The 26,784-nt window shown below is 36.8% G+C and carries 22 protein-coding genes; 16 read left to right on the top strand and 6 right to left on the bottom strand.

Translation table 11 applies throughout. From position 1 onward, the window contains the following. Positions 1 to 10 precede the first annotated feature (10 nt). The 4 genes from EZ456_RS13860 (at position 11) to EZ456_RS13845 (ending at position 7,011) form a co-directional block, all read left to right on the top strand. The gene (locus EZ456_RS13860; protein WP_131531088.1) at positions 11 to 3,181 is read left to right on the top strand and encodes an efflux RND transporter permease subunit; all 3,171 of its coding nucleotides are present in this window, start codon (positions 11 to 13) and stop codon (positions 3,179 to 3,181) included. Then, entirely contained in the window at positions 3,174 to 4,607 is a 1,434-nt protein-coding gene (locus EZ456_RS13855; protein ID WP_131531087.1) for a TolC family protein, read from the top strand. The genes EZ456_RS13860 and EZ456_RS13855 overlap by 8 nt, the downstream gene beginning before the upstream one ends. A 731-nt stretch (positions 4,608 to 5,338) precedes the next feature. After that, the gene (locus EZ456_RS13850; protein WP_225876546.1) at positions 5,339 to 5,800 is read left to right on the top strand and encodes a VOC family protein; all 462 of its coding nucleotides are present in this window, start codon (positions 5,339 to 5,341) and stop codon (positions 5,798 to 5,800) included. Positions 5,801 to 5,865: 65 nt separating this feature from the next. Then, the gene (locus EZ456_RS13845) at positions 5,866 to 7,011 is read left to right on the top strand and encodes a serine hydrolase domain-containing protein (RefSeq protein ID WP_131531086.1); all 1,146 of its coding nucleotides are present in this window, start codon (positions 5,866 to 5,868) and stop codon (positions 7,009 to 7,011) included. Between the two features lie 29 nt (positions 7,012 to 7,040). On the opposite strand, the gene EZ456_RS13840 is transcribed toward EZ456_RS13845, so the two are convergent. Beyond that, positions 7,041 to 7,265 (bottom strand): DUF3606 domain-containing protein, encoded by a 225-nt coding sequence (locus EZ456_RS13840; RefSeq protein WP_131531085.1) that lies wholly within the window; start codon positions 7,263 to 7,265, stop codon positions 7,041 to 7,043. Positions 7,266 to 7,564: 299 nt separating this feature from the next. Here EZ456_RS13840 and EZ456_RS13835 point away from each other — a divergent pair, with 299 nt between their 5' ends. The 6 genes from EZ456_RS13835 (at position 7,565) to EZ456_RS13810 (ending at position 13,093) form a co-directional block, all read left to right on the top strand. Further along, the gene (locus EZ456_RS13835; protein ID WP_131531084.1) at positions 7,565 to 8,776 is read left to right on the top strand and encodes a glycosyltransferase family 87 protein; all 1,212 of its coding nucleotides are present in this window, start codon (positions 7,565 to 7,567) and stop codon (positions 8,774 to 8,776) included. Positions 8,777 to 8,881: 105 nt separating this feature from the next. Continuing rightward, positions 8,882 to 9,055, top strand: coding sequence for a DUF3606 domain-containing protein (locus tag EZ456_RS13830; protein WP_131531083.1), 174 nt, complete (start codon positions 8,882 to 8,884; stop codon positions 9,053 to 9,055). A gap of 10 nt (positions 9,056 to 9,065) precedes the next feature. Further along, positions 9,066 to 11,762 carry a DNA ligase D gene (gene ligD, locus EZ456_RS13825; RefSeq protein ID WP_131531082.1) on the top strand — a complete coding sequence of 899 codons (2,697 nt, stop codon included), beginning with the start codon at positions 9,066 to 9,068 and terminating at the stop codon, positions 11,760 to 11,762. 49 nt (positions 11,763 to 11,811) lie between these two features. Next, a complete protein-coding gene (locus tag EZ456_RS13820; RefSeq protein ID WP_131531080.1) occupies positions 11,812 to 12,108 on the top strand; it encodes a Dabb family protein in 297 nt (98 codons plus the stop codon). Positions 12,109 to 12,471: 363 nt separating this feature from the next. Further along, positions 12,472 to 12,792 carry a hypothetical protein gene (locus EZ456_RS13815; RefSeq protein ID WP_131531078.1) on the top strand — a complete coding sequence of 107 codons (321 nt, stop codon included), beginning with the start codon at positions 12,472 to 12,474 and terminating at the stop codon, positions 12,790 to 12,792. Between the two features lie 103 nt (positions 12,793 to 12,895). After that, positions 12,896 to 13,093: a hypothetical protein gene (locus EZ456_RS13810; RefSeq protein ID WP_131531076.1), complete on the top strand. Its 198-nt coding sequence runs from the start codon at positions 12,896 to 12,898 to the stop codon at positions 13,091 to 13,093. A 192-nt stretch (positions 13,094 to 13,285) separates the two neighbouring features. Here the strand turns inward: EZ456_RS13810 and EZ456_RS13805 are convergent, their stop codons facing one another. Continuing rightward, positions 13,286 to 15,673, bottom strand: coding sequence for a TonB-dependent receptor (locus EZ456_RS13805; protein WP_131531074.1), 2,388 nt, complete (start codon positions 15,671 to 15,673; stop codon positions 13,286 to 13,288). Positions 15,674 to 15,831: 158 nt separating this feature from the next. Between EZ456_RS13805 and EZ456_RS13800 the strand changes: the two genes are divergently transcribed. Together EZ456_RS13800 and EZ456_RS13795 are read left to right on the top strand one after the other, a co-directional pair. Then, the gene (locus EZ456_RS13800; RefSeq protein WP_131531072.1) at positions 15,832 to 16,998 is read left to right on the top strand and encodes a DUF3095 family protein; all 1,167 of its coding nucleotides are present in this window, start codon (positions 15,832 to 15,834) and stop codon (positions 16,996 to 16,998) included. 122 nt (positions 16,999 to 17,120) lie between these two features. Further along, the gene (locus EZ456_RS13795; protein WP_131531070.1) at positions 17,121 to 18,284 is read left to right on the top strand and encodes a sensor histidine kinase; all 1,164 of its coding nucleotides are present in this window, start codon (positions 17,121 to 17,123) and stop codon (positions 18,282 to 18,284) included. A 171-nt stretch (positions 18,285 to 18,455) separates the two neighbouring features. On the opposite strand, the gene mgrA is transcribed toward EZ456_RS13795, so the two are convergent. Beyond that, positions 18,456 to 19,445 carry an L-glyceraldehyde 3-phosphate reductase gene (gene mgrA, locus EZ456_RS13790; protein ID WP_131531068.1) on the bottom strand — a complete coding sequence of 330 codons (990 nt, stop codon included), beginning with the start codon at positions 19,443 to 19,445 and terminating at the stop codon, positions 18,456 to 18,458. Between the two features lie 406 nt (positions 19,446 to 19,851). Here mgrA and EZ456_RS13785 point away from each other — a divergent pair, with 406 nt between their 5' ends. Beyond that, a complete protein-coding gene (locus EZ456_RS13785) occupies positions 19,852 to 21,024 on the top strand; it encodes an aldose epimerase family protein (protein ID WP_131531066.1) in 1,173 nt (390 codons plus the stop codon). A gap of 509 nt (positions 21,025 to 21,533) precedes the next feature. On the opposite strand, the gene EZ456_RS13780 is transcribed toward EZ456_RS13785, so the two are convergent. Further along, positions 21,534 to 22,199, bottom strand: a complete 666-nt coding sequence (locus EZ456_RS13780) for an HAD family hydrolase (RefSeq protein ID WP_165501323.1) — start codon at positions 22,197 to 22,199, stop codon at positions 21,534 to 21,536. Between the two features lie 219 nt (positions 22,200 to 22,418). On the opposite strand from EZ456_RS13780, the gene EZ456_RS13775 reads away from it, so the two are divergent. After that, positions 22,419 to 23,027, top strand: coding sequence for a Crp/Fnr family transcriptional regulator (locus EZ456_RS13775; protein WP_131531062.1), 609 nt, complete (start codon positions 22,419 to 22,421; stop codon positions 23,025 to 23,027). Here the strand turns inward: EZ456_RS13775 and EZ456_RS13770 are convergent. Beyond that, positions 23,024 to 23,662, bottom strand: a complete 639-nt coding sequence (locus EZ456_RS13770; protein ID WP_131531060.1) for a phosphatase PAP2 family protein — start codon at positions 23,660 to 23,662, stop codon at positions 23,024 to 23,026. The two genes, EZ456_RS13775 and EZ456_RS13770, sit on opposite strands and share 4 nt — an antisense overlap. 559 nt (positions 23,663 to 24,221) lie before the next feature. Next, positions 24,222 to 24,572, bottom strand: a complete 351-nt coding sequence (locus EZ456_RS13765; RefSeq protein ID WP_131531058.1) for a hypothetical protein — start codon at positions 24,570 to 24,572, stop codon at positions 24,222 to 24,224. Between the two features lie 195 nt (positions 24,573 to 24,767). Here EZ456_RS13765 and EZ456_RS13760 point away from each other — a divergent pair, with 195 nt between their 5' ends. Together EZ456_RS13760 and EZ456_RS13755 are read left to right on the top strand one after the other, a co-directional pair. Next, positions 24,768 to 25,985, top strand: a complete 1,218-nt coding sequence (locus EZ456_RS13760) for a sterol desaturase family protein (RefSeq protein WP_131531056.1) — start codon at positions 24,768 to 24,770, stop codon at positions 25,983 to 25,985. Further along, on the top strand, positions 25,975 to 26,667 hold the full coding sequence (locus EZ456_RS13755; RefSeq protein WP_131531054.1) for a lysoplasmalogenase: 693 nt from the start codon (positions 25,975 to 25,977) through the stop codon (positions 26,665 to 26,667). The genes EZ456_RS13760 and EZ456_RS13755 overlap by 11 nt, the downstream gene beginning before the upstream one ends. The last annotated feature ends 117 nt before the right edge of the window (positions 26,668 to 26,784 follow it).

The following is a 26,784-nucleotide window of genomic DNA, read 5'->3' as shown; positions in this document are numbered from 1 at the left end:
TACTTATTTTATGTTTAGTAAATTCATACAAAGGCCCGTCCTTTCTATAGTAATATCGCTTGTCATTGTGTTTCTTGGGGTGTTGGCCATCAGCTACCTGCCCGTTACACAATTCCCTTCTATTTCGCCACCTAAAGTTAATATTACGGCAGAGTACCCGGGGGCAAATAACGAGTTGTTGATCAAATCGGTGGTTATTCCGCTCGAACGTGCGCTTAACGGTGTGCCAGGCATGAAATATATTGCCTCTGATGCCGGTAACGATGGTGAAGCATCCATCCAGGTAGTATTTAACTTAGGTACCGATCCCAATCAGGCTTCGCTTAACGTACAGAACCGTGTAGCGGCCGTTACCAATAAACTTCCTCCTTTGGTAGTTCGTGAGGGGGTAAAAATCACCCGCGAGGAGTCTAACATGTTAATGTACATCAATTTGTACAGTAAAGACCCTAAAATGAACCAGAACTTCCTTTACAATTATGCCGATATCAACTTGCTTTCTGAGTTGAAAAGGGTTGATGGTGTGGGTTTTGCCGATATTTTGGGTGATAGGGATTATGCCATGCGGATCTGGCTTAAACCCGACCGTATGCAGGCTTATAAAATCTCTGTAGATGAAGTGATGAAAGCGCTTGATGAGCAAAGTTTAGAGGCGTCGCCAGGTAAAACCGGTGAGAGTTCTGGTAAACGGTCTCAGGCTTTCGAATATGTGTTAAAATATTCCGGACGTTTTAGTACCAAGCAAGGCTATGAAAATGTGGTGTTAAGGGCCAGTGCCAATGGCGAATTGCTGCGTTTAAAAGATGTGGCTGATGTAGATTTTAGCGCTTCTGCCTACAATTTATATTCTACGTTAAACGGAAAGGCTTCGGCAGCGATTGTATTGAAACAATCCTACGGTAGTAACGCCAGTCAGGTAATTAAAGATGTGAAGGCGAAAATGGCCGAGATTAAATCGAGCTCTTTTCCTAAGGGATTGGATTATGAAGTAAGTTACGACGTTTCTAAATTTCTGGATGCCTCGATAGAAAAAGTAATCCACACCCTTGTCGAAGCCTTTATCTTGGTGGGTTTAGTAGTATTCCTGTTTCTTGGCGATTGGCGTTCAACCCTCATTCCAGCTATTGCTGTTCCAGTATCCTTAATCGGAACCTTTGTGTTTATGCAGTTCTTCGGCATTACGCTCAATCTGATTACCTTATTCGCCTTAGTATTAGCGATTGGTGTGGTGGTAGATGATGCGATTGTGGTAATAGAAGCGGTACACGCCAAGATGGAGCATAACCGAAAACTCTCGGTATTGAGGGCTACTCAAGAGGCTATGAAAGAAATTGGCGGTGCAATTATTGCGATTACCTTTTTAATGGCATCGGTATTTATCCCGGTAGCTTTTATGTCGGGGCCAGTAGGTATTTTCTATCGCCAGTTCTCTATCACCATGGCAACAGCAATTATCCTTTCGGGTATTGTGGCGTTAACACTTACGCCTGCTTTATGTGCTATTATGTTGAAGAATAACCATGCATCGAAGAAAAAGAAGACCATTGTTGATCGCTTTTTAGACGGTTTTAACAATGGTTTTGCTAAACTTTCGGGCAAATATGAACGGGTACTAACCAAAGTAGTAAGCCGAAGGATATTAACCTTTGGAATATTGGTCGCCTTTTGTTTAGGTGTTTGGGGATTAAGTGGAAGCGTACCATCAGGTTTTATTCCGAACGAAGATCAGGGAATGGTTTATGCCATTATCCAAACGCCTCCTGGATCTACTTTAGAACGTACCGATCAGATTGCGGAGAAACTGCAGAAAATGTGCGAAGATATTGATGGCGTAAAATCTGTTTCATCTTTGGCTGGATATGAGATCCTAACAGAAGGTACAGGATCTAACTCAGGTACCTGCTTAATCAACCTGAAAGATTGGAGCGAACGTAAACACTCAGCAGTAGAGATTATCGAAGAACTTGAAGAGAAATCAAAATCTATTCCTGGTGCAACTATCGAGTTTTTCCAACCACCAGCCGTTCCTGGTTATGGTGCTGCGGGAGGTTTCGAACTTCGTTTATTGGATAAGGCAGGTAGCGGCGATTATAAAAAGATGGAAACTGTTGCCAACGATTTTGTAAGGGAGCTGAACAAACGTAAAGAGTTATCTTCTGTGTTTACTTTCTACAGTGCGAGTTTCCCTCAGTACATGTTAGATGTTGATAACGATATTGCGCAACAAAAAGGAGTGAGCATCGATAACGCGATGAATACACTCTCCACTTTTGTAGGTAGTAATTACGAAACCAGCTTTATTAAATACGACCACCAATATAAAGTAATTGTGCAGGCATTGCCTCAGTACAGGGCTTTACCAGGGGATATCTTAAAACTCTCGGTTAAAAACGACCGCGATGAAATGGTGCCTTTCTCAGCTTTTATCAAAATGCGGAAAGTATATGGTTTATCAGAGATTACCAGGCACAACATGTATAATGCTTCGGAGATCAGCGGACAATCTGCTCCAGGTTACAGCTCGGGCGAAGCCATTAAAGCCATTACTGAGGTGGCTAAGAAATCACTTCCAAGAGGATTCGGTATTGATTGGGCAGGTATATCTAAAGATGAGGTATCAAGAGGTAACGAAGCCATTTATATCTTCCTGATCTGTTTGGGCTTCGTTTACCTGGTTCTGGCTGCACAATACGAAAGTTTCATTTTGCCTCTTTCGGTTATCCTTTCCTTACCGGCAGGTATCTTTGGAGCCTTCCTGTTCCTAAAGTTATTGGGATTGGAAAACAATATTTATGCGCAGGTTGCGATGGTGATGTTGATCGGTTTACTCGGTAAAAACGCCGTGCTTATTGTGGAGTTTGCTGCACAGCGGCACGCTCAGGGGGCAACGGTTCTAAAGGCAGCAATGGAAGGTGCAAGTGTGCGTTTCCGCCCGATTTTAATGACCTCATTTGCCTTTATTGCTGGTTTAATCCCTTTAATGATTGCTTCCGGACCTGGAAAAATAGGTAACAGAACTATTGGATCTGCTGCTGCCGGCGGTATGCTTTTCGGTACCATTTTCGGAGTAGTTATTATTCCTGGATTGTATTATGTATTTGGAACAATAGCTGCCAAACACAAGCTGATCAAAATTGAAGAAGAACATCCATTAACTGAAGAAGTAGAAGATAATGTTTAAGAATAATATTTATAAATGCCTTGGTTTAGTGTTGATAAGCACTGCTTATACAGCATGTAAATTGCCAGAAGTGGCCCAACGCGCCGAAAATAAAAATGTTCCTGCGGCCTTTAGTAGCGCACAGGATACCATAAGTACAGCCAGTATACAATGGCGTAAGTTTTTTACCGATCCAAATCTGGTAAACCTGATCGATACAGCATTGAAGAATAATCAGGAGCTAAATATCACCCTGCAGGATATAGAGATTGCTAAAAACGAAATCAAAGCCAAAAAAGGGGAGCTTTTGCCAAGTGTAACCTATGGTGTTGGTGCTGGATTAGAGAAAGTGGGCCGCTACACCAGTTCAGGTGCCGGCGATGCCTCAACGGAAATTACCCCAGGTAAAGAAGTGCCCGAAGTATTGCCCGACTATAGGTTTGGCTTACAGGCCAATTGGGAAGCCGATATCTGGCACAAATTGCGCAACGCGAAAAAAGGCGCCGTGAGTCATTATTTGGCAACGGTTGAAGGTAAGAATTTCGTAGTCACCAATTTAATTGCAGAAGTTGCAAATTCATATTATGAATTGTTAGCCGAAGACAATCAGTTGGACATTGTGAAAAAGAACATCGCTTTGCAAACCAATGCTTTGGAATTGATGAAAATCCAGAAACAGGCCACCAGGGTTACCGAACTTGCAGTACGTAAGTTTGAAGCAGAGGTTTTGAACTCCAAGAGCCTCGAATTCGATATTCAGCAGAATATTACCGAAACGGAAAACAAGATCAATTTCCTGCTGGGCCGTTTTCCTCAGCCGATTGTTAGGGATAAATCGAGTTTTACTGATCTGGTACCACCAACAGTACAAGCAGGTTTACCTTCGCAATTATTAGCTAACCGCCCTGATATTAAACAAGCTGAGCTAGAACTAGCTGCGGCTAAATTAGATGTTAAAGTGGCTAAGGCACAGTTTTATCCATCATTGGGAATTTCTGCAACTATCGGCTATCAGGCTTTTAATCCATCTTATTTATTGAGAACTCCTGAATCTTTAATCTATTCGCTAGCGGGAGATTTAGCCGGACCGCTAATTAATCGCAATGCTATTAAAGCAGCGTATTTAACCGCAAATGCAAAGCAGTTGCAGGCCGTTTACGATTACGAAAAAACGATTCTGAATGGTTATATAGAAGTAGCTAACCAGATGTCGAAGATTAGTAACCTGCAAAAAAGTTATGATCTTAAATCAAAACAGGTAACTGCACTTACCCAGTCGATAGATATTTCTAACGATTTGTTTAAATCGGCAAGGGCTGATTATTTTGAGGTATTGATGACTCAACGCGATGCTTTGCAATCAAAATTAGAGCTTATAGAAACCAAAAAACAGCAGTTAAATGCTGTAGTAGATATTTATCATGCGTTGGGTGGGGGATGGAATTAAGTAAATAGCTATAATTCTAATATTCCTTGTAAATCTATTAAGGCTGTTCCAAACCGGACAGCCTTTTTCTTTTTTTGTCATTCTGAGTGCAGCGAAGAATCTTTATAGCTGCTAATGCTCGTTTCTAACGAGCGTCGAATAATCGATCGTTTACGACGATAAATCATTTAGTTATTTACGCACTCATTTAGAAACGAGCGGAAAAAACCAAAAGCAATGCGAAGCAAATTTTTTAGCATGAAACATTAACTCGTTTCGTCATCCTGAACTTGTTTCAGGGTCTTTACTGGATAGATTGATCAAGTTCAAAGATCTCTCCACTCCGCATTGCTTCGGTCGAGATGACGATTTTTCTGTTGGAGTCTTTCAATGGTAGCGAAGGAAAAAACCAAAAGCTCCGCGAAGCAAATTTTTTAGCATGAACATATTAACTCGTTTCGTCATCCTCAACTTGTTTCAGGATCTTTACTTGATACATGGTCAAAGTTCAAAGATCTCTCTATTTCGCCTTGCACCATCCGATAGCTATCGGATGGTGCAAGGCGACCACTTTTGGGGTTTTTTACACACTTTGTCATGCTGAGCGGAGTCGAAGCATCTCTAAACAAAAATGTTAACTAAGTTATATTATCTGTGTATATCTTTTTTATCTGTAGTTAAATGTGCTGTCACCAACCAAAGAATGTTTAACTTTTATTGAAATTATTCCTTTATAAATTTGATATTTAAACATGAAAAAAACCTTCCTGTTTACCACTATATTATTTTCCATCATTTTTCAAAAAGCCATGGCGCAAAATAAACCTGAAAATGTCCCTGCAATTTTAAACCATATTGCTGTTTACGTAGCCGATTTAAACAAAGCAACAACTTTTTACGAAAGCGTGTTTAACCTTAAAATCATTCCTGAACCTTTTAAAGATAACCGTCATACCTGGTTTACTTTGGGGTCGGCCGGACAGCTGCATTTAATCCAGGGCGCAAAAGGAAATGAGGTTTTTGATAAAAACATGCATTTGTGTTTCAGCGTTCCTTCTGTTGATGATTTTGTAAAGAAACTCAATGATAAAAATATCAGCTTTGAAGATTGGGCCGGAAAAGAAAAAGGAATTACACTACGGGTAGATGGCGTAAAGCAGATTTATTTTAAAGATCCAGATGGGCATTGGCTGGAAGTAAACGACGCTAAGTAAATTTTTTGGTACGTCAGAACTTTCTTTTACAACATCGTTTATATTTATTTCTTATCCCTAAGGCCATGACATTGAAATCCTTTAAATACTTTTTTGCATTTCTTTTGATTGTTGGTTTAGTAGTACAATCAAAAGCACAAAATGAAAAAGCTGAAACTGATTTCCAGCAAATAATGGAGAAGTTTAATGCAGTGGGTGCTGCTGTGGCTGTAGTTAGGGATGGCAAGATCATTTATACCCACGCTTTTGGCCTAAAGGATTTAGAAAATAAAAAGCCGTTAACCGATAAGGATATTTTCAGGATTGCTTCGATCTCTAAATCTTTTTCGGCAACATCAATTATGCAATTGGTAGAGGCAGGGAAGATTTCTTTAGAGGATGATTTTGGCGATCTGGTAGGGTTTAAAATCAGAAATCCAAAATTCCCTGATCAGAAAATTACTTTAAAAATGGCTTTGTCGCATACCTCCAGTTTAAACGATTCGCAAGGTTATTTAAATCTCGATGTGATCAATCCCGATAAAAATCCAAACTGGGCCAAATGTTATAACGATTATGTCCCGGGAAGCAAATTTGATTATTGTAATCTTAATTTTAACCTCATTGGTACAATCATCGAGAAGAAATCGGGTGAACGTTTTGATAATTATGTAAAAAAGCATGTATTGAAACCCTTAGGACTTTATGCTGGTTATTGTGTCGATTCTTTAGATAGTACACGTTTTGTTAATCTATATGAATATCATGCTGATACGAAAACCTATACGCCCTCGCCAACAGCATATGCTCCACGAAGAACAGAAATTGCAAATTATATAATGGGTTATAGTACACCCGTTTTTTCGCCCACAGGTGGAATGAAGATTTCGGCTAATGATTTAGCTAAATACATGATCATGCACATGAATTATGGCACATCAAAGGGTGTTAAAATAATTACTAAAAAGAGTGCAAAAAAGATGCAGACTGCCCTAACTGATGATGAAGGATATGGCTTGGCCATCAGGACTGCAGATCACCTTATCCCAGGTGTAAAACTGAAAGGACATACCGGTTCCGCTTATGGCTTGTTCAGCACAATGTTTTTTAATCCGAAAGAAAAATTTGGTTTCGTTATTATTACAAATGGTATAAATGCTACCTATACCGATGGCTTTCCTGATTTTAGTAGGGCAGCTATTAACAGTTTATATCGGGCATTTATTAATTAAACCTAAATTAATCTTCAAAGACATACCAGTTACGAAGGATTAAGAAAGCGTTTATAAGCACTTCCTGATTTAATTTTTTCCATTGTCAAATATTCTTTTACAATAGAAAATTCCATACTTTGGATAGCTTTAACTACCGATTTTAGTTTTTCAGCTGTAACGCCTAGTCTGGCAGCCCAGTAATTGCGATCCTGCTCATCAGCAATCTCAATAAACTCTTTTCGGGCATTCATCGAATTAATTTGATATTCCATCTTTTTACTGATTTTGGTTAGTTAATATGTAATACAAACACCGCTAATTCTGATTTGGTTTTGGAGTTTCGCCGATAGATGATCAAATATAACTGTGCAAAGGCTTTAGTTGATGATGATCATGAAGCAAAAGCACTTAGCAGGCTTAAACCGATCACGAAACTGGTCTTAAAAATCGATTTAGGAATGTTCTTTTGATGCTATATTTTTATCTCAAAAAAGAGTAACATTTTCTTTACAAAACATTAGGAATTCTCAATCAGCATTTTTATTATTGTATTGTAATATAATTTTTACAAATGCTAAATCATTTTCTAACCAACGCTTCTGGTCTATCCTTGCGCCCAAAATATTATCAGGACAATCGTTTTGTATTATTTCTTTGGGTATTGATTACACTCATTTTTGTAATCGATTCTTGGGCAACACATAGGTATAATAACTACCTCATTTTTGAAAATACCTTCAGGAACCTTCTTCAAGAAAAATCGCTTTATGCACCGTACCCTGCCTATCATGAAGATGCCAATCACTATGGCCCCATTTTTAGCATTTTAATTGCTCCGTTTGCCTTAATGCATAACTGGATTGGCTTACTGTTTTGGAACCTGTTTAACTGTTTCCTGCTTTTTAAAGCTGTTCAAACTCTACCTTTAAGCGAAGGTGAAAAAGTAGTTATCGGTTATATTGCCATTCCCTGTTTAATAGAATCGATGCTTAACCAGCAGTTTAATGCAGGCGCTGGTGCTTTAATGATATTGAGCTATACACAAATAAATAAAGACAAAGGCATATGGTCTGCACTATGCATTGTGCTGGGTACATTTATCAAACTTTACGGCATTGTGGGCTTGGTATTCTTTTTCTTCGTCAAGAAAAAGCCTGCTTTTATATTGTGGCTGATACTATGGTCGATCGTTATATTTTTATTGCCAATGCTGTTTGCCTCTCCAAATTATATAGTTCAATGTTACGTGGATTGGAAAAACTCTTTGGTTGGGAAAAATATGATCAATGTATCGGGCGAGGGAATAGACATTTCGATTATGGGTTTTTTTAGGCAATTATTTAATATTCCAAAAGTATCAAATTTTCTTTTTCTTGCTTTTGGCTCCCTGTTGTTCATGTTGCCTTTTTGGTACTTTACTTATTTTTCGAAAAGTAAATTCCAGTTGATGATTTTATCTTCAGTATTGTTATTTCCGGTACTGTTTAGTACTGGAGCTGAAGATTGTACATTTATCATTTCTATAACTGGTGTAGGCATTTGGTTTGTGAAAGAAAAGAACAAAGCACTTAAAAATGCATTGTTGCCAATTTTACTTTTCACCGCCTGTAATTTCCCTTTGCTGCTTTTTCCAACTTTTGCAAAAGCACATCGTTTATCATTATCCATCATTAGCTTTCCATATTTTTTGGTTTGGTTAAGGATCATTTATAATTCCACAAACCACAAGTTCGTCTATGCAGAGGAAACAGCGCCCGAAATGGCGAATGCGCTAACAGATTAAGTTTAAAATTTATTTTTCTCGTGGTTTTAATATCCGTTTGTAAAAATGGCTGTTAAAACCTTTTTTGTTATTGGGCTGTTTTATAGCTGTCTGATCAAAATTGTTATGGATGATAAACAAAAAAACGGTAGTGCTGATCGGGTGAGGATCAACATTAACGAAGGTTATGAGGTAGACTATTGGTCGAATAAATTTGGTGTAAGTAAAGATAAGCTGAAAGCAGCTGTACAAACAGTAGGTACATCTGCCCATGCAGTAGAAGATTTTTTAAAAAAGTAAAACATTCGTTATGAGTTTGAAAAAGTATGTTGCCAAACGTGATTTCTCGAAGACTACCGAACCAAAATCGGGTAAAAGCAGCGATCGGAACAAATTACATTTTGTGATCCAAAAACATGATGCTTCACGGCTGCACTACGATTTCAGGCTCGAAATGGAAGGTGTTCTAAAAAGCTGGGCCGTATCGAAAGGCCCATCTACCGATCCGAAAACCAAACGCTTGGCCATGATGGTAGAAGATCATCCATACGATTACAAAGATTTTGAAGGCATTATCCCTGAGGGCGAGTATGGCGGCGGAACCGTTATTGTATGGGATGAAGGAACTTATGAGCCTATAGAAGCGATTAAAGGCAAAAAAGCACAGGAAAAACATTTATTAGGACAGCTAAAAGATGGTTCTTTAAAAATCAGGCTAAACGGGGAAAAGCTTCATGGCGAGTTTGCGCTTGTTAAAACCCATGGTATGGGTGAAAACGGTTGGCTGTTAATCAAACATAAAGATTATTATGCTTCCACAAAAGACATTACCAAAGAAGATAAATCAGTGCTTTCTGGAAAAACAATCGAAAAGATGGAAAAAACATCCGATAAGGTTTGGAAAGAAGGGAAGGAGCAGGATTTAAAAACTGAAAAAAAAAGCCCGAAACAAATAGTAACGAAAGAAATCAAGCCAGTTGGTGATGACGTAACGATAGACGTTAAAGCCATACTGAAGAAAGCACCCAAAACAGCCATGCCAAAAGGGATAAAACCCATGCTAGCCACTTTGGTTGACGAACCTTTCGACGATAATAATTGGCAGTATGAGGTAAAATGGGACGGTTATCGCGCGCTGGCATCTATCAATAAAGGAAAGGTTGATTTGTTTTCGCGAAATAATAAATCCTTTAACGAAAAATTTTATCCCATTTACGATCTGCTTTTAGATTGGAAAATAAATGCAGTGTTTGATGGCGAGATACTGGTGTTAAATAGCAAAGGTGTATCTAATTTTGGCTCATTGCAGAATTGGCGAAGCGAAGCGGATGGCGAACTTGTTTTTTATGTCTTCGATATCCTCTGGTACGACGGTAAGAACCTGATGGAACTGCCACTTTATCAGCGACAAGCCATATTGAACGATGTATTGCCAACGGATGATGACCGTGTGCGCCTTGGGAAAGTTTTTAAAGCCAACGGAGTCGACTTTTTTAGTGCGGCCGAGAGAATGGGCTTGGAGGGTATTATCGCAAAAAAAACAGATAGCATTTACGCAACAGACCGAAGATCGAAAGAATGGCTGAAAATTAAGGTACACAAGCGGCAAGAAGTGGTTATTGCAGGATTTACCAAAAATGCAGACACCTCCAAATCTTTCAGCTCCTTATTGTTGGGCGTATATGAGAAAGGGAAATTAAAATATGTAGGTAAGGTTGGAACAGGGTTTTCTGATAAGTTGCAAAAAACAATGATGGAGCAGTTTAAACTGATTATTATCGACAAAAGCCCCTTCGAAAGTATGCCCGATGTAAATAAACCCTCACGCTTTAGGCCCAATCCACCAAATGCAAAAGCAACCTGGTTAAAGCCAGAATTGGTATGCGAAGTTGCTTTTGCTGAAGTAACCGATGATGGTGTTTTTCGTCACCCATCTTTTCAAGGTATGCGTGAAGATAAAAAAGCCAGAGAAGTTGTAAGAGAAATGGAAATGCCAACAGAAAAAATTGTTGACAACACTAAAGAAGAAAACCCGCATGCGCAGGCAATAAAAGCACCAAAAAGTAAAGAACCTAAAACTTTGCTGAATCCGAAAGATGAAACGCAGGTAAGGAAAATTAAAGGTCACGAACTTAAATTCACCAACTTGAGTAAAGTATATTGGCCAGAAGATAAAGTAACCAAAAGAGAGATGTTTAACTACTATTACCAGGTTGCTGAATATATTTTGCCTTACCTGAAAGACCGTCCACAATCGCTTAACCGCTTTCCGGGTGGAATTCATGGCCCTAGTTTTTACCAGAAAGATGTAAAAGGAAAAGCACCAGATTGGGCCGAAACTTTTCCTTATGAAAATGGCGAAGGCGAAAAAAAAGAATACCTTGTCGGAACAGATGAAGCTTCATTACTCTGGATGGCCAGTTTAGGCTGCATAGAAATGAATCCCTGGTTTAGCCGTGTACAAAGCCCTGATAATCCCGATTACTGCGTAATTGATTTAGATCCCGATAAACATACTTTTGATCAGGTGGTTGAAGCAGCTCTGGAAACTAAAAAAGTGTTAGATGCCATAAATGTTCCCAGTTACTGCAAAACCTCGGGATCAACCGGAATGCATATTTACATTCCCTTAAATGCCAAATATAGTTACGAGCAAAGCCAGATGTTTGCTAAAATTGTGGTTAACCTGGTGCATAATCAAATACCAGAGTATACTTCACTTGAGCGTATGATCGCGGCCAGAAAAGGTAAAATGTATTTAGATTTTTTGCAGAATAGGCCAGGGGCAACTATTGCCGGACCTTATTCATTACGGCCGAAAATTGGTGCAACAGTATCAATGCCTTTGCATTGGGACGAAGTTAAGCCGGGCTTAAAAATGAAAGATTTTAATGTTTTTAATGCCATCGATCGCTTAAAAGTTGAAGGAGATCTGTTTAAAGGTGTACTCGGCAAGGGAATCGATTTAATAAAGGCTATCGATAAAGCCAAAAGTGTTTTTGGATAAAGCTTATGATCTTTTCCGGCTTTCATTATATTTGGAAAAAATTAAAAAAATGATCGCACACCACGTTTTATTCTGGCTAAAAGCCGATACCACCGACGAGCAGAAAGTTGCTTTCCGCAATAGTTTACAAACATTAGAAAATATTGAAGTTGTTAAAACTTTTCACATTGGCGTACCCGCACCGATTGAGCGCGCTGTTGTAGATACCACTTATACATTTAGCCTTCTGCTGTTATTTGAAGATTTAGCTGCACATGATGTTTATCAGGTTCACCCTTTGCATAAAGCTTTCTTAGATGAATTCAGGATTTACTTCGAAAAGGTTGTAATTTACGACGCAGAATAATAGAAATAAGGTCGTATCATAATGACGATTTAACCTCAGATGCTGTCATGTTGAGCCTGTCGAAACACCTTAAAGAGTATGTAATAGGCCCTTCGACTACGCTACCAATGACAGATTCCAAAAATCGGCCGTCATTCCTACGCAGGTGGGAATCTTAAAGCTTATTGCATTACGATTCCCAATCAAGTTGGGAATGACGAACCGCTAAAACCTGTCATTGCAACTCCAATGTTTTTCAGTTAAAAACTGACCTCTCAGGATGACAAATCTATATTTATGATATAACTTCATTTTTTGCACAGCTTTTATCAATAAGTGGAATTTATATTTGTTATAATCTATCAATCAATTTAAGGTAAACCCATGTGTAAAACAACTGTTCTTGCTCAAAACGAAAACATCACCATCGCTCAGTGCAATAATTGTAAAGTTTTAAATATATGGCGCTCAGGCGTTTTGATGAATTTTTCTTTTAATCAGTTTGATGCCTTTTATGTGGCTACCAAAAAACTCAATTTCGATGATTATTTAGAGAATAGGCCCGATGGGAGGCAGGTTGTTATTTTGTCAACCCCATTTCCTGATATTAGCTTAGTTTTTACCAGGGAAGAATGGCATGAGTTTTTTATTAAGATAGACGAAGCATTATATATGAAACGAGTTTATGAGATTGTGTATTGCTAATTAACACTACAATTTTGTATGTTTGATGCTTATTAATAAGTAATTTACTGTACTACAGAACCAAAGCGTTTTCGATTACGTAAATAACCCAAACTGCAAACTTATGGAAAAAACAGCTACATTAATTAAAAGAGCATCCCTTAATGTAAATCAGTTAGATAACATTAAAATTGGCGATTTATTATCTGATGAATATGGTAAATCGGGTAAAGTATGTGAAATTGAAAAAGTAAACCGCCACGGTGAATTTCACTATTATTTTAAATTATTTAAATCAGGTACTATTCTAATTATACTTTAGTTCCTTTCTTGGCTTAAACAAACTCGTTATATTAGTAGTACGAGGAAATATCTTGTAACCATTGGTTTCGCTTTGCTGATCAAGAAAAAAAACAAATAACAGCGATAGACGATATTTGAATTGCCTACTAATAAAAACAAAAAGCTCCAGATCTGCCGACCTGGAGCTTTTTGTTTAACCTATTTTTTGTTATTAAAATTTATAAGATAATGTAGTTAAAAATTGGCGTGGAGCAATTGGGTTTACACTATAGTTTTCGTGAACGAAATAATTCAGCTCATTGGTTAGGTTAGAAACTTTAGCAAGTAAGGAAATTTTTCTCCAAGAATATCCTACTGATAAATCAAGTGTTGTAAAAGCACTTAAAGGAATAATGCCTGTTGTTGTACCAGATTTAGTCTGATTTCTACCTCCTAATCGATCACCAGTATATACGGCTGTTGCGCCAAGTTTAAGCCCCTTAATTCCTCCCTCTTGGAATGTGTAAAACAGAGTACCATTGGCCGTGTTTTTGGTACTTCCAACTACTCTTTCACCTTCAATAATACCTGTTTTGTCAAGAGTGTTAGTGTAACGATAATAATTATAGCTATAACCTGCAAGGAAGTTTAAACCTTTAACAATAGTTCCACTTAAATCAACCTCTAAACCATCACTAGCAGTTGCACCACTAAATTCACGCTTAGTGGCATCGGCTAAAGCGGCCTGGGCTAAGTTGCTGTTTTTTATCCTGTAAACAGTAACATTAGCAGATAATCTGCCCTCGAGGAAATCATTTTTAATGCCGGCTTCATATTGGTCTATTATTGAGGGAGCCATTGGCGCATCAGTAGCAATGTCAATTCCTGTATTTGAAGTGAAGTTATTAGCATAACTAATATAAACTGACGTTGTTTTTAACGGCTGATAAACGAATCCGAATTTAGGTGAAAACGCTTTGTCAATTTTATCAATAGCTGTTCCTGAGCTTTCAATTCCATTACTTAGGTTGGTGATTGATGTTGTAGGTGTTTTTTGAAACGTCCATCTTATACCTGCTAAAACTTTAAACTGTTCAGTAACTGCTATTAAATCCTGAACAAATCCACCCATTCTAAATACAGGAGCAAATGTTCTTGTGGTATTGTTTGCTGTTGGCTCGATACCACTTCCAAAATATGTAGATGGATCTAACAAATTTACATTTCCATAATTAAACATAGCAGCATTATTACTATTGAAAGTAAAACCGTTAGAAGTTGTTCTTGATTGATCAGCATCTAAACCTACAAGTAAGGTATGTTCAATTTTCCCAGTTTTAAAAGATCCGTTTAAATTAATTTGCTCATTATAAGTAAATTCTTTTGTCTTTGCTCGTGTAACCAAACGATTTGCAATTCCATCGGCTAAAAGTGCAAATGGACGTTCGGCACTAAAATAATCACGGTTATATGATTGTAAATTAGCAACCACATTTAATTTCCAAGTATCATTTAATTTGTGATTAATATTTAGTTGAGTACTAACAGTATTCGTATTGTTGTAAGCCCAAGGTGCATTAACAAATGCATTTCTTCCTATATCGGCTATCTTATTGGCAACAGTTCCTACACCAAAATCTGGTGTCATGTCATTTTTTAAATAATCGCCTTGTAACAAGATGTCGGTTTTTTCGCTAATTTTATAAAGTAAAGAGGGATTAACATAGATTCTGTTAGATTTTACGCTGTTTCTAAAACTGGCAGCATCCTCGTAAGTACCAATTGCTCTAAAAGCAAGTTTTTTTGATATTGGTCCATAAAGATCAACGATTGGTTTGTATTGATCATAGCTACCTGTTCTCATACTTACTTCTCCACCATTTTCAAATTTAGGTTTTTTCGTAACCATATTCACAACAGCTCCACCAGTTACACCACCATAAAGCAAAGCAGCACTTCCTTTTAAAACCTCTACCGACTCTAAAGTACTCGCCTCGGGGCTGCCACCAATACTTGTTCTTGCACCATTTTTTAAAATATTATTGCTACCTAAACTATAACCCCTGGCAAAGAAGTTTTCACCAACGGTACCACGATTAGCACCTAAAGCTACGCCGTTCACATTTTTCATTACGTCGCCCAGGCTATTTACCTGTTGGTCAGTAATTACCTGATTGCCAATAATCTGCACTGCCTGTGGAAGATCCATAGGGGCAATGGCAATTTTACCCAGGTTAGCTGGCTTTCTGTTTGGCGTTTTGTAACCATTAATGGCTACTTCATCCAACTGTGAGGAAGATTCTGCAATAGTGAAATCAGTACTTGCAGTCTGACCCGCAACAACAGTAACCGATTTTTCCTGAGCAGAAACGCCAATAGCAGATGTTTTGATCGTATAAGTACCGGGTGTTACATTTTTGATGATAAAATTACCTTTCTCATCTGTTTGAGTAGTTTTTCCTGTGTTTTTTAAACCAACACTCACATAGCTTGCTGGATTGCCATCGCTGGTTTTAATCGAGCCTGAAACAGATCCGTTTTTGCTTTGTGCCATTGTATTTCCCGCTAAAAACAGAAAAAAAGCTATAAAATTTAAAAGAAAAGTAAATTTTTTATTCATCTTTATTTAGATTAATTCTTAGTTGGCGCAAAGGAACCACTTTTGCTGCATAAAAGCAAAATTATTTTTATTTGTTCTAAATAAGATTAGTTTTAATCACTTGTTTAGAAATACTTAAGGTTTTCTTATGCGTATATTAGGCTGTACTAATTCGAATTATGCCAAATAGCGAAGACCATTTCTACTCCAATTTGCCCATTCATAAAATACCATTACATCAATTATTGATTCAAAATCGATTATTTGAAAAAGTGGATGCAAGCTGGTGTGTAATCATCACCGATATCAAGAGTTCAACAGCTGCTGTAAATTCAGGCTTACACGAAAATGTTAATCTTATTGCTACAGGAAGTATTGTTGCTGTACTTAATATTGCATTTAAAGCAAACATTTCAGTCCCATTCTTCTTTGGTGGTGATGGAGCCACTTTTATTGTTCCGCCCAGTATTGTAGAAGATGTGATGAAATCGCTGTTGAAATACAAAGATAATACCTTACGAAATTTTAACCTCGATTTAAGGGCTGGGATTATGCCTGTTGATGAAATTTACAAACAAGGCCATACGCTTAACATTTGTAGATTTAGTAGTGCTGAAACGTTTTCTATACCCATTATTTTGGGCGATGGTCTGGCTTATGCAGAACAAATTATAAAAGGAGAAAATTACATGCTAGCGGGCCACGATACTGCAAGCGATGAAATCGATTTAAGTGGTATGCAATGTCGTTGGGACAAGATCGAACCACCCGAAAACAGTGAAGAGGTAGTTACACTGATCGTTATAGCTTTAGAAATACAACAACAGGCAACAGTGTTCAGCAAAGTGATCCATCACCTCGATCAAATTTATGGAAGTCCAGAAAAGCGTCAGCCAATTTCTGTTTCTAAATTAATTTTCAAAACAAGCTTCAACAGTTTAGGGCAGGAGATGAAACACCGAATAGGAAAGATTAAATTTTTTGAACTGATTAAATCATGGTTCATCAATATTTATGGATATATCTATTTCCGAACGGAGCGTGGTAAAAAATATCTTAAACAGCTTGTAGAAATGTCTGATACACTGGTGATAGACGGGAGGATAAATACCGTAATTACCGGAACTGCGAAGCAACGATTAACCTTGCAAAATGAGCTTAACCGACTCGAAAAGAATAACGAAATTTTATATGCCCTCTACGTAAGTGGTGAGTCGATCATGTCTTGCTACGTTAGGGATTTAGAGGATGATCACATTCATTTTGTTGATGGGGCAGATGGAGGATACACCCAGGCCGCAGGCATACTTAAACAGAAAATACGCGATAAATTAAATGTTAGATGATAAAAAGTTAATAATTTAACTGGCTAACCAAACATTTGTAAAGGCCAACTTGTATGATAGTTAGTACGATTTATTTTAATCAAAAACATTAGTGTAGTCGAACTTTAATCTTCAATGTATAAATGGCAAGTTATTCAAAGGTTTTAAGTAATAATCAAATTTTAGAGGTTCTTTCTTTATCGAAAGATGCAACAGCCATATATACTTCAGAGCACATCGTAATTGAAATGGCTAACGATGCCATGATTGCTTTTTGGGGTAAAGACCGTTCTATTATCGGAAAACCTTTAGAAGAGGCTGTGCCTGAATTAAAAGATCAGCCCTTTATCAATATGCTGAAAAATGTGCTGCTAACAGGGATTACAGATAAAGGAGATGCTATTCCAGCTGAAACCATGAGAAATGGGAGATTACAGACCGCTTATTATTCCTATGAATACCGGGCCATTAAGGATGAATCTGGGATACCTTATTGTATTCTTCATACGGCAAGCGATGTGACCGACATGGTTAAGGCTAAAAAAGCCATTAAAGAGACTGAACTACAACGAGAAGCACTAGATCAGGAACAGGTCTTGATTAGCATAAAAGAAGAACAGCAGAAGAATGATTTTATCAGTATGGTAAGCCATGAGTTAAAAACACCTTTAACCTCTATTAGTGCTTACATCCAATTGATGCAGAATAAAAGCTTAAACGATCTTTTTGTAGTGAATACTTTAGATAAAGTTCAAAAACAGATCCGGAAAATGAGCTCAATGATTAGTTCTTTCTTAAATGTATCCCGTTTAGAGTTTGGAAAAATCCACTTGAATTTATCTGATTTTGACCTCGATAAGTTAGTTTGTGATGCTGTCGAAGATTTGAGGTTGGTCTATTCATCAAATCAGATTATTTTTGTAGAGGGAGAGTCTAAATTTATCAATGCAGATAAAGATAAGATTGGTTCTGTTATTTCAAATTTAATTAGTAATGCTGTAAAATATTCAGATCATGGCAGTACAATTTTGGTACAATCAGAAGTTATTGGAAACGAAATGCATGTTTCTGTATCAGATAAAGGCATTGGCATTCAGTCTCATGATCTGGCTAAACTTTTTGATCGGTTTTATCGCGTGGAAGACCAACAAACTAAAACCATTTCGGGTTTTGGGATAGGTTTATACCTCAGTGCAGAGATTATAAATTTACATCATGGTAAAATTTGGGCAGAAAGTAATTACGGTGCTGGTTCTACCTTTCACTTTTCACTTCCTGTAAGCACTAATTTAAAATCAAAATACTGATATTCATGTTGTTATGTATGATCATTGCGTAATCAATTCTTCATTGGAAGAATCAATTCTTTTAACGAGAGGTAAACATAAAAGATTGCTTCGTCGGCTGAAAAGACTTCTCGCAATGACGATCGATTTTTAGAAACGTCATTCCCAAACGAGTGGGAATGACGATCAGTTTTAACCTAAAATTTCATCAATCAGTTTTACTTCTGTATCACTAAATTCAATATTATCTAAAGCTTTAATTGAGTCTGTAATCTGTTCTGGTTTACTGGCACCTATCAAAACCGTGGTAATTCTCTTGTCTTTCAGTATCCACGATAAAGCCATATGTGCTAATTTTTGTCCGCGCGATTTAGCAACATCATTTAATTTGGAAATTACAGCTAATTTTTCGGGCGTAATATTACTTTCTTTCAGGAAAATGCCGCTGGTAGCTATTCTCGAATCGGAAGGAATACCATGCAGATACTTATCGGTAAGTAAACCTTGCGCCAATGGTGAAAATGGAATACAGCCTACACCATTTTGCGCCAAAACATCAAGTAAACCATCTTCTACCCAACGTTCAAACATCGAATATTTAGGCTGGTGGATTAAACACGGAGTACCGTTATCTTTTAAAATTCTGATTGCTTTTGCGGCTTCTTCAGCTTTATAATTCGAAATGCCTACATACAAAGCTTTTCCCTGTTGAACCAAGAGACTTAAAGCCCCCATGGTTTCTTCAAGTGGAGTTTCAGGATCGGGGCGATGGTGGTAAAAAATATCAACATAATCCAGTTTCATGCGTTTTAAGCTCTGGTCTAAACTAGAAACCAGGTATTTTTTCGAACCCCAGTCGCCATAAGGACCATCCCACATGGTATATCCGGCTTTGCTTGAAATAATCATTTCATCGCGATAGCCTTTAAAATCTTCATGAAGAATTTTTCCGAAAACTTCTTCAGCCGAACCAGGAGGCGGACCGTAATTATTTGCTAAATCGAAATGGGTAATTCCATTGTTAAAAGCAGTATAGATTAGGTTTTTGCTGTTTTCAAAAACGTTTACATGTCCGAAATTATGCCATAAACCCAACGATATTGCGGGCAATTTTATGCCACTGTTTCCACAACGGCGGTATAGCATTTTGTCGTAACGATCTGTTGAAATGATTTGATTCATATTTGGGATTTGATTGCCGCAATAATAATCAGTTTTAGCGAATTTTAATCGATATTTGGTTAATATTATCGCCAAATAAACAAAAACGTAGAAAGTTCAATTAAGCTGTATGATAATCGTCATGCCAAACCCGTTCAACATCTAGTATTTAGCTCATTTTTTAAAAAGATTCTGAAATAAATCCGATAGTTATCGGATCAGGAAGACGATGACAATAAATCAAAGATTTTTAATCATTCTACATTTTGTTATCACCGATTCTACAAATTGTATCATTGCTGATGTTTAAATAAATTATTCTTTAATATATGCTTTTGAATTCTTCTAAATCGTTTTATTTGTAAAGTTAAGTGATATACTTATGTTTAAAACCTTAATTAAAAATCTAAACCAAATATTCCATTTTATGAAACTACAATCATTAACAAGCCTCAGTGTGCTGGCTGCAATTGGGTTTGCATCTTGTCAATCCGGAACCAAAAAATCTTCATCAACAGATAGTTTAAAAGGCGACTCAATAGCAGTTGTAAAACTTGTTGCCGATTCTTTTAAAAAAGAAATTGATGGTAAACAAACAGCATTGTATACCTTAAAGAATAAGAATAATGCGGAAGCTATTTTTACCAATTACGGTGGGCGCTTGGTTAGCTTATTGGTACCCAATAAAGGTGGTAATTTAGTTGATGTGGTGGTGGGTTTTAAAAGTATTACTGATTACGAAAAATCGACCGAGCCCTATTTCGGGGCAACTATTGGCCGATATGGTAACCGCATAGCAAAAGGTAAATTTACGCTTGAGGGTAAAACCTATTCATTATTTACCAATAACGGACAGAATACCCTTCATGGGGGAAAAAAAGGCTATCAATATGTAGTTTGGGATGCCAGTCAACCGAGCGCTAATAGCTTAGTGCTTCATTATTTATCAAAAGATGGCGACGAAAATTTTCCTGGTAATTTAGATGTTAAGGTAACTTATACATTAACGGATGATAATGAACTGAAAATGGATTATGAGGCTAAAACAGATAAAATTACTGTCGTAAATTTAACAAACCATGCATTTTTTAATTTAAATGGAGATGGAAGCGGTGAGATTTTGAACCACGAGGTGCAGATTTATGCAGATGAATATACACCTGTTGATTCTACCTTGATCCCGACAGGAAAAATTGAAAAAGTTAAGGGTACTCCATTTGATTTCACTACTGCAACCACTATTGGTGCACGTATAAACGATAAAAACGAACAGTTAACTTTCGGGAAAGGTTATGATCATAACTACGTGCTGAATAAAACCAAAGCAATGGGCATGTTCCATGCGGCTACGGTTAAAGGAGATAAGTCGGGTATAGTGATGGATATTTATACGCAGGAGCCAGGCTTACAATTTTACAGCGGAAACTTTATGCAAAGTAAAAATACCTTTAAAACTGGTGCTAAAGATGATTTTAGAACAGCTATTGCATTGGAAACACAGCATTTTCCAGATTCACCAAATCAGCCCGCTTTTCCATCAACTGTTTTAAAGCCCGGACAGGTGTATAAAACAAGCTCGGTTTATAAATTTTCTAAATAATCGGGTTGGTGATCCCTGCATCCAACGATGATAAATACATAAGGCAGTATCATAAATATAGATTGTCATCCTGCGGAATAATTTATTGTATAATAATCAATATGATTGACGTATATAATTGATTATTTTTAATCCTACGGCTCATCCTTGCCTCGGCTCGCCGCCGCCGATGGGCTCTTTCTTTTTGGTGTTAAAAAGAAACAAAAAACACCGGCTGAAAATTTTTCTTTCGAAGCTAGGGGGATGGCTGGGGCAGTAGAGCCCGAAAAATTTGTTAGGCCGGATTTAAGTAGAACGAAGATACAGTACTATGGCCTAGCTGGGCAGAAATGTATATTGCAAATAAAGTGCTTATCATTATATGATTACGAATAACATCAATGGTAGCCTGTCGAAGGACTGGATTAAATGGCCTTGGCAGAGCGTTTCGACTACTTGTCCCGATTAATCGGGAAGCTCAATGTGACAATTCAAATCGAATTTAACTTTTTGATACAGCCTTATGTATTTTAGAAAAGATCTTGTATAACGGGATCTGTATAATCTTCTATAAAAGCTATAATGTTATGGTAAGCTGAAAATTCATCCTTGGTGTGCATAGTTGTTAGCGCAACACATTTCATTCCGGCATTCTGCGCTGCTTCAACACCTTTTGGTGCATCTTCAAAAACAATACATTCGCTAGCTGCAACGCCTAAAATTTCAGCGCCCTTGGTAAAAGTTTCCGGATCTGGTTTACTATTTACCACATCCTCGGCACTTACTACTGCCTTAAAATAGGAACGGATATTTAAATTATCGAGTACAAAATTGATATTGAATGGAATAGCTGCCGAACCAATAGCCATTTGAATGCCTGATTGTTTTGCTTTTTCTAAAAAATCGTCTAAACCAGCTATTAAGGTTAAATGTTTTTTATATGCTGCTTGATATCTATGCTCTTTTTCAATAGAAATCTGATCAATCTGTTCCTGAGAGAAATGACCAACACCAAAAACACGTTCTAACAGATCTTGGTTTTTACCATACATCTGTTTTTTAACGGCATCGAAGCTAATACTCGCACCTAAATCTTGTGTAAGTATGTTATGCCAGGCATGATTGTGGAAAGCCATATCATTAATCATGGTTCCATTAAGATCGAAAAGGAAAGCTTTAGGTTTATTGTTCGTCATGGCGGCAAAATTATCAGATTTTTTTATGATTAAGTTAAAATACAGTTATCAAAGTGAAAATTTGACGAATAATTTATTCCTTAAAATGGTTCCGAAAGCAATATTGTGAAAAATAAATTTTGACAACTGTAATTTTTTCGCTGTTGCACACGTTTTCATATTTGGAAATCCGGTATTCAAGTAATAGCTTGCATAGTTTTAAAATCCTGGATAAATATTATGACCGCTGCCAATCATGAAAGTGATCCTCTTACCAAGTATTTAAATGAGCTGCAGCCATTAAGAGAAGAAATAATAGAACGGTTAAAAACCGAAACATTCAAAATCGCTGTACGTAAGAATGAGGTTTTGCCTAACCTTAGCGATATTAGTGGCGATTGTTTATTCTTTATTGTTAAAGGCTTAGTACGCGCTTTTGTACTGGATGATGGAAAAGATATTACCGCCTGGTTAACCGACGAAAATCACCTGATTGGCAGTATTCGAAATCCAGGAACGCTTATTCCAACTTATCAAGAACAATATCAGGCACTGGAAGATTCGGAATTGCTTATACTCCCATATCGTTTTATCGACGACATGTATCTGCAATTTCCTGAAACCAACATTTTAGCTAGAAAGTTATTGGCCATACATTACCATATGTCGCAAGAGCGATCTATCTTATCACGCATTCCTTCAGCAGAAGTAAGGTACAAACAATTTAAAATCGGATATCCTACTATAAAGTCTAGGGTTCCATTAAAATTTTTAGCCAGCTATCTGGGAATGCGGATTGAAACCTTGAGCAGGATCAGAAAAAAAGAAAAACTGGAAGAAAAAAGTTAATTTGTTTTCTTTTTAAAATAAAAATAACAAAGTGGGAAAAGGCAAATTAATCCCAACAGAAAACCACCAACAGTATCCGTAAACCAATGTGCACCTAGGTAAATTCTGGATGGTACAATGGTAATCATCAAAAATGCTGATAAATAAGTCACTAGATTTTTAGTCAGCTTCGGCACGTTTTTCAAAGTACTCATCAAAATAATTAAAAAGCCAAAAAAGAGCGTATAAGAAAGTACATGTCCGCTAGGATAGCTCTGAAACCGGTTTACTTCCACCAATCGTACATAAAATGCAGTAGGGCGTGGACGGTTAATCACATTTTTTATACCCAGGATAATTAATCCAGACAATAGAACCGTTGAAATGAATAGGCCTTCGCGTTTATACTTCTGCTGATAAAATATGATCGCCACCACTACTACCGAAAGTAATGAATAAGGGAGTTCGCCAAAAAAACTGATTGCCAGCATTAATTTATCTAACCAATCTGCATGGTATTGCTGAATAAACAACGAAGTTTTAAGGTCAAAATCAAGTATCTGATGCTGCGCAATGAAAAAACTTAAACAAGTAAAAGTAGCAACAAGTACAATGAGTATAAAAATTAACGTATTTCGTTTTAAAAGTATAGACATAGGTTGATCAAAAAATCAAAACTATGGATTTTATGCCAATAGATGCGAAAAGTTTTAGTTTTTTAGAAATAGATGCGATTTAAGAATTAAAATTAGTGAAAGTCTGAAATTTAAGTATAAGAAAAGCTACAAGACCAAAAATATTCATCAAGGAAATAAAACGATTCATCAAGGAAATACGCCTATATGTATAATCCGTTATGATATGTTGAAATGATTTTTAATCTTCGAATCAGATAATAAGGATATCTATGCTTACTAGGTTGGCAGGATTAATTTCCTGCCGACTGAAGAAGCACATCATTCGACAATTTACTCATAAATTATACTTTTTGTATTAACGCTCCAACCCAAGCCCCCTCCTTTAAATGAGGAGGTGCTTAGGTTGATATACATAGATTGTTCTACCATTAAATAATTTACACCTATTAATGCTTTCTTAATACCGTAATGCGATTTTGGGAATACGAGGTAAATAAAGTTTAACTGCTTGTTAATCAGGTTTGGCTTTATCGCAACAGCTAAAGCTGAACCATACCACTGTTCGATGATTAGTAGATTATTTTACGATAATCTGCTTCGGATCGGTAACTAAAATCTGTTTTTTACCTTTAAAATCGGTTACGATTCCAGTAATACAGATTTTATTTCCCATAAACATGCTTGAAGGTTCTGAAGGAAATTTACGCTGATCTTCTTTATTGATGATTACAGTGATCAGTTCTTTTGGGTAGGCGCCGCCTAAATTAATTAAGGTTAATTTATCTAAAGCCTTAGTACTATAAACCGAATCGCAAATGGTTACATTTTTACCGATATATTGAGCGGCATCTTTGGCTAATACTAGCGTTTGGCTCTTTGCATAAAATGCCGAGGCAATTAGCAAAATAAGGAGAGATAATTTTTTCATAGATGGGATAATTTAAATGAAAATTTATTAACGCCAAAACCATTGATTTAGCCTTTCAAAGGTAAGGTGAATTTGATAGAAATGAATAACGAAAACCAAACAAGTACAAATGTTACATGAATTAGATTTTATGTTGACCTGAAAATTTTCTAAATTGTAAGGTAATATTGCTAGCCAAATATTTTTTGTGTTTATATGAAAGTAGATTACATTGCGTTATCTGTACCGGTTTTTTTTATTCTGATCGGAATAGAATTGGCCTATAATTTTTATAAAAAACTAAATTATTATCGGCTTAATGACAGTATTGCCAATTTAAGTCAGGGTATAGGGCAACAGCTCACCGGGATTTTTATGAAAACCGCATTGTTTTTTGGTTACAAATATATTTTTGAGCACTGGCGTTTATTTGAATTGCCCAAAACAATATGGATTTGGATACTGCTATTTATTGGTGTCGATTTTTTCTATTATTGGTTTCATCGGATGAGCCATGAAGTAAATGCTTTATGGGCGGCACATATTGTACATCATCAATCAGAGGAATATAATTTAACCGTGGCTTTAAGGCAAAGCTGGTTTCAGGGCTGGTTTAGCTGGGTATTTTACCTCCCACTAGCATTTGTTGGTTTTGATCCGATCATGTTCTTAACATTAAGTTCTTTCAATACTTTGTATCAGTTTTGGATTCATACCAGAGCCATTAAAAGCATGGGCTTTTTAGAGTACATTTTAAATACACCATCACATCATCGGGTACACCATGGCTCTAATCCAAAATATATCGATAAAAACCACGCTGGTACATTAATTATCTGGGATCGCTTTTTTGGAACTTTTCAGAAAGAAGAAGAAGAGGTTTATTATGGTATCACCAAACCTTTAGCCAGTTGGAATCCTGTTTGGGCAAATCTTCATTATTGGGATGATCTGGTTAAAACAGCAAAGCAATCACCTAAATTTAGCGATAAAATTAAAGTTTTTCTTAAACCCCCAGGCTGGCTTCCATCACATCTAGGTGGATTTCAATCAGCACCAGAAATAGATGTAGAAGCCTATGAAAAATATAATCCAGTATATCAATCTAAGCTAACAGGTTATGTTTTAATCCAGTTTTTAGTTGCTCTAACTACGGGCTCTGCGATATTGTTTTCTTACCATAAAATGGAAACCATTTCTTTAGTTTCTGGAGCTATTTTTACCATATGCACGTTAATTACCTGTGGCGCTTTATTAGAACAAAAAGCATGGCAAATTAGATTTGAGTATTTTAGGCTGTTGTTTGGTGTTTTGTTGGTCCTGTTTTTAAAATTTCCGCTCGGCTATCAAGTAATTTTTGTGGCTATCCAGTTAATATCCGTAATTTGGTTCTTTAATTTGCAAAAGGCAAATCCCGATCCTGATGAAGACTAAGCTATTTTCATTTATATTTTTCCTTGTATTTGTAATTCAGCTATATGCAGAATATGTCAATAATATTGAATTACGTAATTTCTCTAAGCCATTAATTGTGGTGGTACTTTTGGTATGGCTTTATCTCAGTACAAATTTGAAGGGACGTTTCCATAAGAGAATTTTTGCAGGATTAATTTTTGCATGGATTGGCGATATTCTGCTGATGCTTCAAAGCGGTAAACCAGTTTTTTTTATTTATGGGTTAATCGCCTTTTTAGCTTGCCATATTTTTTATATAAGGGCATTTACGCTCGATCATAGATCGAACCCTAACCACAAAACACCATATTTTTTGTGGGCCATAGGCGCTTTTGCCATTTTTTGCTCAGGCCTGTTTTTCTATCTTCAGCCAAAACTAGGGGCAATGCAGTTTCCCGTTTTAATTTATGCCATTATTATAACCGTTATGGCAATTCTGGCCGTTAATCGGTATGGGAAAGTGAATATTTTTAGTTTTAAACTCATCCTGTATGGGGCGCTGTTTTTCTTATTGTCTGACAGTGTGTTAGCCGTGAATAAATTCGCTCAGCCCATTCCACAAAGCGGGGCTTTAATTATGGCTACCTACATGATTGCGCAGTATTTGATTGTTTATGGAACAATTTCGCGGCAGTTAGTGGTTACAAGAACCGAGATATAGCAGATTTAAATAAAGTGATTTAATTTGTTGACTTTTTGAAAAGCAGGGTTTTGTGGTAATCGGTTACGGAAGACCTGCTATCGTTCCAATCTTTTTAATATCGATGGTTGTACTGAA

The sequence above is a fragment of the Pedobacter psychrodurus genome, from assembly GCF_004331735.1.
GTDB lineage: Bacteria > Bacteroidota > Bacteroidia > Sphingobacteriales > Sphingobacteriaceae > Pedobacter > Pedobacter psychrodurus.
Note: the sequence above shows the minus strand (reverse complement) of the source record. Positions and strands in the feature narration are given on the sequence as shown.

Coding starts and splice junctions, on each gene's coding strand:
- EZ456_RS13775 (WP_131531062.1), top strand. CDS start 22,419: ATGACCGCTGCCAATCATGAAAGTGATCCTCTTACCAAGTATTTAAAT.
- EZ456_RS13840 (WP_131531085.1), bottom strand. CDS start 7,265: ATGGAATATCAAATTAATTCGATGAATGCCCGAAAAGAGTTTATTGAG.
- EZ456_RS13765 (WP_131531058.1), bottom strand. CDS start 24,572: ATGAAAAAATTATCTCTCCTTATTTTGCTAATTGCCTCGGCATTTTAT.
- EZ456_RS13805 (WP_131531074.1), bottom strand. CDS start 15,673: ATGAATAAAAAATTTACTTTTCTTTTAAATTTTATAGCTTTTTTTCTG.
- EZ456_RS13845 (WP_131531086.1), top strand. CDS start 5,866: ATGACATTGAAATCCTTTAAATACTTTTTTGCATTTCTTTTGATTGTT.
- mgrA (WP_131531068.1), bottom strand. CDS start 19,445: ATGAATCAAATCATTTCAACAGATCGTTACGACAAAATGCTATACCGC.
- EZ456_RS13800 (WP_131531072.1), top strand. CDS start 15,832: ATGCCAAATAGCGAAGACCATTTCTACTCCAATTTGCCCATTCATAAA.
- EZ456_RS13820 (WP_131531080.1), top strand. CDS start 11,812: ATGATCGCACACCACGTTTTATTCTGGCTAAAAGCCGATACCACCGAC.
- ligD (WP_131531082.1), top strand. CDS start 9,066: ATGAGTTTGAAAAAGTATGTTGCCAAACGTGATTTCTCGAAGACTACC.
- EZ456_RS13815 (WP_131531078.1), top strand. CDS start 12,472: ATGTGTAAAACAACTGTTCTTGCTCAAAACGAAAACATCACCATCGCT.
- EZ456_RS13850 (WP_225876546.1), top strand. CDS start 5,339: ATGAAAAAAACCTTCCTGTTTACCACTATATTATTTTCCATCATTTTT.
- EZ456_RS13830 (WP_131531083.1), top strand. CDS start 8,882: ATGGATGATAAACAAAAAAACGGTAGTGCTGATCGGGTGAGGATCAAC.
- EZ456_RS13835 (WP_131531084.1), top strand. CDS start 7,565: ATGCTAAATCATTTTCTAACCAACGCTTCTGGTCTATCCTTGCGCCCA.
- EZ456_RS13795 (WP_131531070.1), top strand. CDS start 17,121: ATGGCAAGTTATTCAAAGGTTTTAAGTAATAATCAAATTTTAGAGGTT.
- EZ456_RS13855 (WP_131531087.1), top strand. CDS start 3,174: ATGTTTAAGAATAATATTTATAAATGCCTTGGTTTAGTGTTGATAAGC.
- EZ456_RS13780 (WP_165501323.1), bottom strand. CDS start 22,199: ATGACGAACAATAAACCTAAAGCTTTCCTTTTCGATCTTAATGGAACC.
- EZ456_RS13785 (WP_131531066.1), top strand. CDS start 19,852: ATGAAACTACAATCATTAACAAGCCTCAGTGTGCTGGCTGCAATTGGG.
- EZ456_RS13810 (WP_131531076.1), top strand. CDS start 12,896: ATGGAAAAAACAGCTACATTAATTAAAAGAGCATCCCTTAATGTAAAT.
- EZ456_RS13770 (WP_131531060.1), bottom strand. CDS start 23,662: ATGTCTATACTTTTAAAACGAAATACGTTAATTTTTATACTCATTGTA.
- EZ456_RS13760 (WP_131531056.1), top strand. CDS start 24,768: ATGAAAGTAGATTACATTGCGTTATCTGTACCGGTTTTTTTTATTCTG.
- EZ456_RS13860 (WP_131531088.1), top strand. CDS start 11: ATGTTTAGTAAATTCATACAAAGGCCCGTCCTTTCTATAGTAATATCG.
- EZ456_RS13755 (WP_131531054.1), top strand. CDS start 25,975: ATGAAGACTAAGCTATTTTCATTTATATTTTTCCTTGTATTTGTAATT.